Annotated in this window: 10 protein-coding genes (1 of these 10 cut by a window edge); 2 read left to right on the top strand and 8 right to left on the bottom strand. The window is 59.0% G+C overall.

Annotation, left to right across the window (positions count from 1 at the left end):
• Window positions 1-82 precede the first annotated feature (82 nt).
• From rfaH to AC54XV_RS16560, 6 genes are read right to left on the bottom strand one after another with little or no spacing between them, the layout of a single operon-like run.
• Window positions 83-595 carry a transcription/translation regulatory transformer protein RfaH gene (rfaH, locus tag AC54XV_RS16585; RefSeq protein WP_024642981.1) on the bottom strand — a complete coding sequence of 171 codons (513 nt, stop codon included), beginning with the start codon at window positions 593-595 and terminating at the stop codon, window positions 83-85.
• Between the two features lie 52 nt (window positions 596-647).
• Complete coding sequence (locus tag AC54XV_RS16580; protein WP_116800175.1) at window positions 648-2,855, bottom strand: polysaccharide biosynthesis tyrosine autokinase; 2,208 nt, start codon at window positions 2,853-2,855, stop codon at window positions 648-650.
• Complete coding sequence (locus tag AC54XV_RS16575; RefSeq protein WP_011268288.1) at window positions 2,856-3,308, bottom strand: low molecular weight protein-tyrosine-phosphatase; 453 nt, start codon at window positions 3,306-3,308, stop codon at window positions 2,856-2,858. It lies immediately after the preceding gene.
• Window positions 3,298-4,233 carry a glycosyltransferase family 2 protein gene (locus tag AC54XV_RS16570; protein WP_122249098.1) on the bottom strand — a complete coding sequence of 312 codons (936 nt, stop codon included), beginning with the start codon at window positions 4,231-4,233 and terminating at the stop codon, window positions 3,298-3,300. The genes AC54XV_RS16575 and AC54XV_RS16570 overlap by 11 nt, the downstream gene beginning before the upstream one ends.
• A gap of 3 nt (window positions 4,234-4,236) precedes the next feature.
• A complete protein-coding gene (locus AC54XV_RS16565; protein WP_496717098.1) occupies window positions 4,237-5,751 on the bottom strand; it encodes a lipopolysaccharide biosynthesis protein in 1,515 nt (504 codons plus the stop codon).
• A 5-nt stretch (window positions 5,752-5,756) separates the two neighbouring features.
• On the bottom strand, window positions 5,757-6,878 hold the full coding sequence (locus AC54XV_RS16560; RefSeq protein WP_024642978.1) for a DegT/DnrJ/EryC1/StrS family aminotransferase: 1,122 nt from the start codon (window positions 6,876-6,878) through the stop codon (window positions 5,757-5,759).
• A 669-nt stretch (window positions 6,879-7,547) separates the two neighbouring features.
• Here AC54XV_RS16560 and AC54XV_RS16555 point away from each other — a divergent pair.
• Window positions 7,548-8,738, top strand: a complete 1,191-nt coding sequence (locus AC54XV_RS16555; RefSeq protein WP_003407600.1) for a cysteine desulfurase family protein — start codon at window positions 7,548-7,550, stop codon at window positions 8,736-8,738.
• 57 nt (window positions 8,739-8,795) lie between these two features.
• Window positions 8,796-10,604, top strand: a complete 1,809-nt coding sequence (locus AC54XV_RS16550) for an aminopeptidase P family protein (protein ID WP_103754710.1) — start codon at window positions 8,796-8,798, stop codon at window positions 10,602-10,604.
• 24 nt (window positions 10,605-10,628) lie between these two features.
• Here the strand turns inward: AC54XV_RS16550 and AC54XV_RS16545 are convergent, their stop codons facing one another.
• Together AC54XV_RS16545 and rhtA are read right to left on the bottom strand one after the other, a co-directional pair.
• Complete coding sequence (locus tag AC54XV_RS16545; RefSeq protein WP_003315720.1) at window positions 10,629-10,943, bottom strand: hypothetical protein; 315 nt, start codon at window positions 10,941-10,943, stop codon at window positions 10,629-10,631.
• Window positions 10,944-11,109: 166 nt separating this feature from the next.
• On the bottom strand, window positions 11,110-11,738 hold the 3' portion of the coding sequence (rhtA, locus tag AC54XV_RS16540) for a threonine/homoserine exporter RhtA (RefSeq protein WP_024642975.1). Its footprint extends 259 nt past the window's final position; the window shows 629 of its 888 coding nt (coding positions 260-888); the start codon falls outside the window, past its right edge; it ends in the stop codon at window positions 11,110-11,112.

Below are 11,738 nucleotides of genomic sequence, written 5' to 3'. Positions count from 1 at the left end.
GTGGTTCCGAGGCTGGTGGAGTAGGCATGCGACACATGTTTTCAGGCACACGTCGTGCGGCAGGTTTCTGCGGATTCCAGTGCTAGGCGCGGGCTTCGATTCGCGACAGGCTGCTGATGGGAAGCACCACTTTTTGCTGGCGCTGCAACATATTGAGCAGAATAACCGCCCGCTGCGTGCCGTCTTTGCTCAGAAAAATGGCCTCGACGTCACCCCAACTGGCATGCGTGATCAGCACCGCGTCGCCTTGGGCAAACTGAGTTTTCGGTGCGGGCGTGGCCAGTCGTTGGCGGATCTGCTCGATCAGATGATCCCGAACCGGCACCGGATGACCACCGAAGGTCACGATGCGCGAGACGCCGCGGGTGGAGCGAATCGGGTACCAGTTGTCTTGTACCTGATCCATGTGAATGAACAGATAGCCGGGGAACAAGGGCTCGCCGGCCTGAACCCTGGTACCGGTTTTTTTTGCATCGGCCTGTAACGGTCGATAGCACTCGAACTGCTGACGCCGCAAATGCTCTTCGGCGCGAGCTTCCTGCCGTGGTTTGGTCTGGATCAGGTACCAGCGGACATCCTGTTCGGAGTGGGACATGGTTAATTCCTTTTAAATGAAACAGCTCGGTCGGCGGCAGGCAGCGTCCCTTCTATCGGGGCGCGGGGTGGTAGTTGTAGCCGTAGGCGGCGCAGTCGTAGTCGGACGTTGTGGCCTTGCGCACCACCGCGTTGAAAATGGCGCCCTTGATCAGGATTCCGTTCTGACCCAGACGGCGTTTGCTGGCTTCGATTTCCTGGACGGTGGTCATGCCAAAGCGCGCCACCAGCAGGCAAGTGCCCGCCTGACGGCCCACCAGCGTCGCGTCGGTCACGGCCAGAATGGGCGGGGTGTCGATCAGAATCAGGTCATACAGCGGCGACAGTTCGGCAAGCATCTTGTGGAAGTTGTCATGCATCAGCAGTTCCGAGGGGTTGGGCGCGGCGAAACCACAGGAGATGAAATCCAGATGCCGGACACGGGTGGTGTTGATGACCTCGGTACAGCGCAACCGCGCCGCCAGTGTGTCGGACAGCCCGTGTTTGGGTTGTAGCCCGAAGAGGCGATGCAGATAGCCTTTGCGCATGTCGGCATCGATCAGCAGGACCCGTTTGCCGGTCTGGGCAATGATGGTCGCCAGATTGCTCGATACAAACGATTTGCCGGCACCCGGTGTCGGGCTGGATATCATCAGCACGTTGTTGCGTGCTTCAAGCATGGCGAAGTGCAGGCTTGTGCGCAGGCTGCGCAATGATTCAATCGCCAGCTCGGCGGGCGCCGCGATGCTCAGCAACTTCGACTCCTTGCCGGCATGGTCGCGCTTGTCCAGATGCTCCTGTTGACGAGAGTGGGGCAGCGACGCGTAGACCGGCATACCCAGATTTTCGATGATCTCGGCGCTTTCGACGCCGCGGTAGAACGCCTGGCGCACGAATACCATGGTCATCGCGACCAGCGCGCCGAGCAGCGTGGCGATCAGCACAATCAGCGTCTTCATCGGTTTCACGGGCCTTTCGACATTGGTGTCGGCGTTGTCAATGACCCGTACGTTGCCGATGTTGCCGGCGCGCAAAATGTCCTGCTCCTGGCTTTTGTTGAGCATCAGCGTGTAGGTCTGGCTGATGACCTGCATATCGCGGGTCAGACGCAACAACTCCTGCTGGGTCATGGGCAGCGCGTCGATTTTTTTCAGCAGGCCCTGGCGCTGTTGTTCCAGCTGGTTTATCTGGCTCATCAGACTGCGATAGGTCGGGTGTTCACGGGTATACAGCCGTTCCAGTTCGACGCGTTTGAGTTTCAGCTCAGACAGCATCGAGTCGAGACTGACCACCTGGTCAAGCACCCCCTTGGTTTCGATACTCAGGTCCACCGATCGGGCGCTGGTCTGGAAGGTATTCAGTGCGGTTTCCGATTCCTCGAGCTGCTTGCGCACGGCCGGTAACTGCGAGCGCAGGAACTGCAGCCGCTGGGCAGCTTCAGCCGAACTGCGCTCGACGTTCTGACGTACGTACAGATGGCTGACCTCATCGAGAATCCGGTTGGCCCTTTGTGCGTCCTGGTCCTCGATCGACAGATAGATGATGCCCGAGTCCCTGCCGGCCTCGGCGATCTTCAGGCGGTTCTGATAGATCAGCGCGGTGCTGAGTGTGCGCTGTCTGGAGACAGTGAAGTCGGTACCGGGCCGGGCCTGCAGCGTAGCGACCTGAATCTTGATGCCGTGGCCTTCGACCACGCGATTGATCGCACCACCGAGCAGCAGAGTGTGTTCGCTATCGTAGAGCGAGAACTGGCCGGGTTTGCCTGCGGTCAGGGTGAGTTTTTCACCCAGCAGGTGCTCCGGCACTTCCAGTTGGAACACCTCTATTTTTTCGCCGCCCCACGCATATTGGGTCAGGCCGAATAAAGGCTGCGCCAGTTCACCTTCGCGTGCAGGCTTGAAGGTGCGATACAGATAAGGACCGATCACGGGAAACAAGTCAGGTGTCTGGAGCCTATTGAGCTGCAGATCGTCGACGACCTTGCCCAGCAGTGCGCGGGACTTGATCAGCTCGATCTCGGTGGTCGCCTGCGACACCGAGAGTGGCTTGGCACTGACCTCCGGCGTGCCCTCGATGCCGATTTTCCGGGGCTCTATCTGAATCATGGCGGTGGCCTGATACACCGGCGTGGCCAGAATGGCATAGCCCAGGCCGATCAGAAAAAACACGCCGACGGTCCACAGGATCAGGGCTTTGTGATCGAACAGCATGCGCAGGACTGTTGCCAGATCAATCCGGGAGTCCGGTTGGAAATTCAGGGAAGGATGGTTCATGGCGGTCATTTATCCTGTTGCTCCTGACTGAAAATGGGGAAGCCAGTCGTCAATGCAGCGTGAGAGCTGCGCGTAGGTCTGTTCGAAGGCCGACGCGGGTCGTCGGTAAGGGTCGGTGATGTCGAGCGGGTCCTGCCATTTACCGATCAGAAAGGCTTTGCCGCGCACTTCGGGGGCAAGGTCGAGGACGTCGGAAAAATGCGCCTGCTCCATCAGCAGGATCAGGTCGGCCTGGCGCAGCAGCTCGCGACTCATCTGGCGAGCGGCATGCCGCTGAGGCTGCACCCGGTGCGACTGCAGAACCGCATGTGCTGTCGGGTCGATCGACGAACCCGATAACGCAGCGATGCCTGCCGACTGAATACGTACCTGTGTGGCTTTCAGGCGTTGATGCAGCATCGCGACGGCCATCGGGCTGCGGCAGACGTTGCCCACGCACACCACCAGCACACTACTGAACATGAGCTTTGCCGTTGGCTGGCAACAGGCGCCTGGCCAGGTTGCCGATCACGTTGCCTGCCACTTTGCACAGCGTCTGCAACTTGTGGCGTGGGGCGAGTGCCGCCAGCGACAGGCACACCGTCTGCATCAGGAAATACTGGTACAGCGGCTGATTGCCGAGGCGGTTGTAATAGTTGGCCAGGCTTGAGCAGGTCTGCAGGTTCATGTGCAACTTGCGTTTGTCACTGCGCATCGAGAACACCCCTCCAGGGTGCATCCGATAAGCGGCCGGCTTGATCCCGGCCATGAACTTGCCCTTGCCGTAGGCCCCCAGCAACGACCACCAGCACATATCGTTCAACGGCGCGCTGCACAGGCTCAATTCGGGTGGCATCTGGCTGAACACATTGCGAAAGCAGACGGTCAGGGTCGACAGGCGTCTTGCCTGTTGCAACTCCAGTGCCGAGGCATCGGCGCGCAGATGGCCTTGCAACTGCACGCCATACTGGCCGTGCTCATCGAAGACGAACGCGTCGTGATAGGTGATGACGTAATCCGCATGAGCTTCGAGAAAGTCCACTTGCTGCTGCAGCTTTCGCGGATCGGTCCAATAGTCGTCGGCTTCGCAGTAGGCGATGTAGCGACCGCGTGCATCGCCAAACAGGCCCGGGACGCACGCTCTGCCCTGACTGTACTGATTGACCTGCTGATAGAAGGCCCGAATGATCGTCGGATGCCGCTCGGCGTAGTGCGCAATGATGCGCGCGGTGGCGTCTGTGGAGGCGTCGTCGTTGATCAGGATTTCGTACCTGAAATCGGTCTGCTGTGCCAAAAGCCCGTCCAGCGCCTGAGCGATGAAGGCCTCCTGGTTGTAGGCAGGGCATATGACGCTCAGCAGCGGCGGCGCCAGACAGGTTTCGTCGGTATTTTTTACAGTGTCGTCCATGGCTCAAGTACTCGGTTTACTGAACAGAACATAGAGTTTCGATGCCAGCGGCCTGTGACTCGCCGCCACCAGCGTCAGCGTGACAAGGCCGCTGAGTGCGAGTGCCAGAAGCAGGCTGGTACGGCTTTCACCGGCAATCAGATTGAAGACGGGGGCGCTGACCACCAGGCCTGCGGCGGTCATCGCGCTGATACGCAGGATGTCGCTCAACCACTGGCGGTGAAGACCGGGCGCCAGATGTCGATGCACGATGACTGGCCATATCGCGAAGGACGTCGCACGCAGAAAAAACCACGCCAACGCCGCGCCGTACACGCCTTGGTAATGGATCGCCAGAATCATCACCGGCACGCTGACCAGCGTCGAAATCAGGCTGTACCACAGGTGCAAATGCATCCGGCCGTAGGTGTATTGCAAATAGAACTGAAAGGCACTGGCGGCCATGATGGCGCTGCCCAGTGCATACCAGCCCAGCACCGGACGACTCCAGCGTGCAGCGACCGGATCGCCGGTCCAGACGAGGATCAATGGCTCTGCATACAGGGCAATGACTGCAGCCAGCGGGAACAGAAAGGTACAGGCGAGACGATTGGCGGCCAGAAACAAGGCGTGCATCTCGTCGCGCCGCCCCTCGGCCATCAACACGGTCAGGCGCGGCAGCAGCGTCTGAACCAGCGGGTTGGTCAGCATCACGATGCCGGTGGCGATCAACGCCACCAGTGAGAAGTATCCGTACTGGTCCAGCGGCAACAGATTCGACAGAAGTGCCTTGTCCACCTGGGTCAGCACAATCCACAGCACAGCGCTCAGCGACAGGCTGGCGGCAAAGGGCAGCAGCGGCTTGATCAATGGCCAGTCCAGGCCGGTCAGCCAATGTGGCGCAGGCATCTGCCCGCGGGCCTTGCCAGCAAACAGCAGGGTTTCGATCAGCCCCACCGCGAGTTGAAATTCAAAGAAGTCCTGCGGGTCCCGGGAAAACTGACTGACCAGCACCAGGCCGCCGAAATAGCGCAACGTAGCGATCGACACATTGGCTGCGTTGAGCCAGCCATGTTGTTCAAGGCCCTGAATGCCGCTTTTGTACAGTGTCGAATACAGACGCAGGGCAATGATGATGCCCATCAAGGTGATGCAATGCGTCAGCGTGTCAGGTTGTAACGTGTTCGCGTTCAGCCAGTGCGCAGCGATCCAGGGGCTGGCGACACAGACCAGCAGGGCGCTGAACATGGCCATCGGCAGAAAGATCAGTTCGAACGAGCGCAACAGACGGCCCAGATAGTGTTTGCTTGCAGGAGTGTCTCGCCCGTGCGCCACGGCACGCACCAGGCTGGGCGACAGACCGGCATCCAGCAATTGCAGCCAGGCTTGCAGCAGGGTGAAGAAACCGATCAGGCCGTACGCTTCGGCACCCAGGTGGCCCAGATAGAACGGCATGATCAGAATGCCGATCAGCAGCACATAAGCCTGCCCGCCGTAATTCAGAAGGGTGTTGCGGATGAGGGAATGTTTGCCTGGCATGATCGTCAGCAGACCCGCGCAACGGTGCAAGCCCGGTAGTCAGCTTCAGTCACAGTGCAGGCTTCGATCAGGGTGCGGATCACCAGGTCCTGCTCGCTTCTCAGCAGGCCTGGATAGATCGGCAGGCACAGCACTCGTTCGCTCAACGCTCTGGAGACCGGCTGGCCGGGTTGAGGCTGCAGGTATTCAAGGGTGTCCAGCGAGGGGTAGAAGTAACGGCGGGGGTTGATCTTGTGCTGGTTGAGTGCTGTGCGCACGCTCAACAGTTGTTGCTCGTCGCGCAGGGCCACAGGGTAATAGCTGTGATTCAACTGGCTGTCGGCCTGCGGTGTCTGCAGATCCAGATAGTCTTGCAGCGATGAGGTGTAGTGATCGGCTATCTCTGCGCGCTGTTCGAGAATGCTGTCGATATTGTCGAGAACGCACAGCCCCATGGCGGCGGAGAACTCGTTGAGCTTGGCGTTAATGCCGATCCCATCGATCCGGTCGACGCCGGAAATGCCGAAGTTGCACATCAGATGGGCCTGTCTGGCCAGTTCGTCATCGTTGGTGATGATCGCGCCACCTTCAATGGTGTGAAACAGTTTGGTGGCGTGAAAACTCAGGGTGCTGATATCGCCATGATTGAGCACCGACTGGCCGGCGTGACGCACGGCGAATGCGTGTGCGCCGTCATAGACGACCTTGAGCTTGTGCTCGCGGGCTATGTGCTCAATGGCTTGCACGTCACAAGGATTGCCAAACACGTGGGTGGCGACGATCGCAGTGGTGTCTTCGGCAATACTGTTTTCGATGTGTTTGGGCGAGATGTTCCAGGTGTGAGCATCGATATCGGCAAAGATGGGCCGGATACCTTCCCACTGCAGCGAGCTGCTGGTCGCGACAAAACTGAATGGCGTGGTCACTGCGCTGCCACTCAGGCCGAGAGCCCGATAGGCCACTTGCAGAGCCAGGGTGCCGTTGTTGGTCAGAATAATGTGCCTGACACCCAGGTAGTCCTTGAGTCGATCCGTCAGTTCCCTGGCCAGCGGACCGTGATTGGTCAGCCAGCCACGTGCGTAGATGCCTTCGACGTAGCGTTTGAACTGGTCGATATCACCCAGATACGTCTTGGTCACGTTAATCATCGAAGCCTCCATGTTTCTTTGAATCAGCGCGTTGCCAAGCGGGTGACCGGGCATCTGTCGCAGAAGTACGTTGATTGCCGGGCACGCTACCGCCGAATCGTGTCGATCCAGTCAGGGCACTGCTTACACAGAATCAACGCGTAAGCGTCGAGTGGGTCGCATTGCAACAGGCAACGCTACCGCCACACCGAACGCATTCAGCATTTTAAAAAGGAAGTGAGAGTCAACAGACATCCGCCAGCGCCTGATAAGCGCCGTGGAAATAACTGACAGAGTGAGACGGAACAACAGTCAACTTCGGCTGATTATTCCGACGCCATGCTCTGCGGCATGTGCGTAAAACCGGAATGTGCCTGACGGTCCTATATATCGGTGGCGGCAGGGTATCTGTCAAATTATTTCGTCAGGTTTCTGTTAGATTTTTGATAAATGGTAGGGCAGTGAATCTAACGTACTGATTTATATGTATGTCAAAAAAATATCATCCGCCGATGTGTATTTAATGACACAACCGACCGCTTCTCTCAGACGTCAAGAGATAAACAGATTTTTTACGACGGTACCTTTTTATATATTCTATTTTTGTCTATATAAATTCTAATTGATAATTTTTGGTTCTATTTGATTTCGTGCATGATCCTCTTCATGGTCTGTGAACGAGGAACGCGCATGAACGAACCAGTGCTGTATTTTGATTACGCCGCCACCACGCCTGTGGACGAGCGCGTTATCAGCGTGATGGTCGATTGCCTGGGGGCGTCAGGCAATTTCGGCAACCCTGCCTCCAGCTCCCATTCGTTCGGCCAAAAGGCCCGCCTTGCAGTGGAACTTGCCCGTGAGCAGGTTGCGCATCTGGTGGGTGCGCAAGCCTCGCAGATCATCTGGACTTCCGGCGCGACCGAGTCCAGCAATCTGGCACTCAAGGGGGTGGCTCAGGAACGTGCCAAGCGGCAAGCCGCCGCCGGAGGCAGACCTGGTCATATCATCACCAGCCTGATCGAGCACAAGGCTACCCTCGACACTGCTCGTCAACTTGAGGAACAGGGCGTCGATGTCACCTGGCTGGCGCCGGACAGCGAGGGTCTGATCAGTGCCGATGCAGTCAGTGCAGCCTTGCGTGACGATACCTTTCTGGTCTCGCTGATGCTGGTCAATAACGAGCTGGGTACCGTCAACGACATCGCCGAAATCGGCAGGCGCGTACGTGGGCACGGGGCGCTGCTGCATGTCGACGCTGCACAGGGCGCTGGCAAGCTGCCGATCGACCTCAGCCAGCTCGCGGTGGATTTGATGTCGCTCTCGGCACACAAGATCTACGGGCCCAAAGGCATTGGCGCCTTGTATGTCGGCCCGCGTGCGCAGCAGCGTGTTCTCGCCCAGATTCACGGGGGAGGGCACGAATGCGGCCTGCGCTCCGGGACGCTGGCGACGCATCAGATCGCCGGAATGGGCGCGGCTTTTGCCCTGGCGGCAGAAGTGCTTGAAGAGGAGGCGGTTGAAATACAGCGCTTGAGCGATCTTCTTTGTGATCGCCTGGCCGAGATCCCCGGCGTGTGTATAAACGGCAGTCCCACGCAGCGGATTGCCCACACACTCAGTTTTACTTTTACCCATAACGATCTGGACGTCGCCGCGCTGGGTGAGAGCCTCGCCTTTTCGTCCACCTCCGCCTGCAACTCGGCGAAAAACCTGCCGTCGCATGTCCTGCTCGCCCTGGGACTGAGCCCGCAGGCCGCGAGCCAGACCATACGCCTGAGTCTGGGGCGCTTCACTCGCGAGCAGGACATAGCGCGCGCAGCTGACTTGATTCGCGCCTCTTTGATTGAGCCAGCGTTCTGGGCGGTTGCTCAGGCTCGGTGAGTGCTCCATTATCTGAACCAATGAAAGCAGTCAATTTCCGGGTCAGCAGGAGAGTCAATGAGCACGCAATCCAATGCCAGTTCAGACGTGGCAGAACGTTTGGCGCAAACCCGCGCCTTGATGAGCAGGGAGCGCATCGATGCCTATCTGGTGCCGTCAGCGGATCCGCACCTCTCCGAATACCTGCCCGGCTATTGGCAGGGGCGCCAGTGGCTGTCGGGTTTTCACGGCTCGGTCGGTACGCTGATCATCACCCAGGATTTTGCCGGCATATGGGCTGACAGCCGCTACTGGGAACAGGCCACCAAAGAGCTGGCCGGCAGTGGCATCGAGCTGGTGAAACTGGTGCCCGGCCAGCAAGGTCCGCTCGAATGGCTGGCAGACGAGGCCAAGGCCGAGAGCGTGGTGGCCGTTGATGGGGCGGTTCTCGCCGTTGCTTCTTCGCGAACCCTGGCAAGCAGGCTCTATGAGCGCGGCGCGCGGCTGCGAACCGATATCGACCTGCTCACCGAGCTGTGGCAGGACCGCCCCGCGTTGCCGTCTCACCCGATTTACGAGCATTTGCCTCCCCAGGCGTCACTGGACCGTAGCGCAAAACTTGCGCGGGTTCGTCAGATCATCGCCGAGCGAAAGGCTGACTGGCACTTCATTGCAACGCTGGACGACATCGCCTGGCTGTTCAATCTGCGTGGCGCAGACGTTTCCTACAATCCGGTGTTCATCGCATTTGCCTTGATCGGTCCGCAAAGCGTCACGCTGTTCGTGGACTCGAAGAAAGTGCCGGACCCGGTACGTGCGCGCCTGGAGCGCGACGGCATCAACCTCATGGAGTACACGCAGATTGGCGCCGCCTTGCGCGAGCTGCCGAAGGATGCGCGACTGCTGGTCGATCCGGCCCGGGTTACCTGCGGGCTGCTCGATTACCTGGACAGCGAGGTCACGCTGGTTGAAGGGCTTAACCCGAGCACGTTACTGAAGTCGCAAAAAACCGAAGCTGATACGGCCCACATCCGTCAGGCAATGGAGCAGGACGGCGCAGCGCTTTGCGAGTTCTTCGCCTGGCTGGACAGTGCGCTGGGGCGAGAGCCTGTCAGCGAACTGACCATCGATGAAAAGCTCACTCAGGCACGCGAGCGGCGTCCGGGCTATGTCTCGCCGAGCTTTGCCACCATTGCGGGCTTCAACGCCAATGGCGCGATGCCACATTATCGCGCGACCGAGGCGGAGCATGCACGGATAGAAGGTGATGGTCTGCTGCTGATCGATTCGGGCGGCCAGTACCTTGGTGGTACCACCGACATCACGCGCATGGTGGCGATCGGAACACCGAGTGCCGAACAGAAGCAGGACTGTACGCGCGTCCTCAAGGGTGTGATCGCGCTGTCGCGTGCTCATTTTCCCAAGGGCATTCTGTCGCCGCTGCTGGACGCAATTGCCCGAGCGCCTATCTGGAGTGAGGGTGTCAATTACGGCCACGGCACCGGGCATGGAGTGGGGTATTTCCTGAATGTGCACGAGGGGCCGCAGGTCATTGCCTATCAGGCGCCGGCAACGCCGCAGACGGCCATGCTGCCGGGCATGATCACGTCCATCGAGCCGGGTACGTACCGTCCTGGACGCTGGGGGGTGCGTATCGAAAACCTGGTGATCAACCAGGAAGCCGGCAAAACCGAGTTCGGCGAGTTTCTGCGCTTTGAAACTCTGACGCTGTGTCCGATCGACACCCGTTGCCTCGAGGTGTCGATGTTGAACGCAGAAGAGCGCGCCTGGCTGAACGACTACCATGTGCAGGTTCTGAAGCGGTTGAGCCCACTGCTGCAGGGCACTGCGCTGTTGTGGCTGCAGGCCCGCACGATCCCCGTCTGATCAAGGCTCTGCGTTGCCGCGGGCTTAGTCCTGCGGCGACGGATCGGCCAGAGGTGCAGCTTTCCTGCACACGATGATCATGCTGCGGCTGGTGTAGCCCGCCGGGTTCAGGCCGAACGGATAGTCTTCGGGCTCCTCGGTGGCATCGCCGGACTTCGCGATCACCTTGAAAGTCCTCGACGCGCAGGAGTTGGTAGCCAGTTCGTAGCATTTTGCCCAGGACGATGTGAGGCCTGAGCAGTTGATGTGGATGCCTCGCTTGCTTTGCGTGACGGGTTTGGACGTGGCTGCACAACCTGCCACAGCCAGTATGGCCAATACGACAAAAATGTATTTCATTCCTTTCCTTAGCGGGCCATTGCTGATCGCGATCCATCCGATTGACTGGACCATGAGTCTTTTGAACTGTAACGCATAGCCACCGAAGATAAATCGGTCAGGTGCAAACATGGCGCATGCGCGTTACAAATGCTAGTGCCATATGGCTTCTTGCTGCGTGGTAAGTTCAGTCGGCCGGCACCAGTTGCGGTTTGCTGTTTGCCGAGCCAAGGGTTGCACCGATGGACGCGAAGATGATTGCGCCGATCGCCAGCCATTGAGTCAGTGAAAGGCTTTCATGAAGAAACACCAGGCCTGAAAGCGCAGCGAAGACGGGTTCCAGGCTTGCCAGTGTGCCAAATGTACGCGCCGACATGCGCGTCAGGGCAATCATCTCCAGGCTATAGGGCAGGGCAGTCGAGAGGATGGCGACACCCAATGCTGCGGGTATCAGTGAAATATCCAGTAACGCAGAGCCTGCGTGTATCACGCCTATCGGCCCTATAAAGAGCGCGGCAATCACGACGCCGAGCGCTGCTGTCTGCACACCGTTGTCGGCGCCGGCCTTGTGACCGAACACGATGTACGCGGCCCAGCACACACCGGCGCCCAAGGCGTAGCCGGCACCGAGCAGATCAATTGCGGCAGATGAGGTCCCCAGAGGGATCAACAGCAGCAAGCCAATGACTGCCAGAGTCACCCAGAGAAAATCGATGGGCTTGCGGGAGGACAGCAAAGCCACCGCCAGCGGACCGGTGAACTCAAGGGCTACTGCAATTCCCAGGGGTACTGTCTGCAACGACATATAGAAGAGAA

The sequence above is a fragment of the Pseudomonas fragariae (ex Marin et al. 2024) genome (assembly GCF_059621105.1).
Note: the sequence above shows the minus strand (reverse complement) of the source record. Positions and strands in the feature narration are given on the sequence as shown.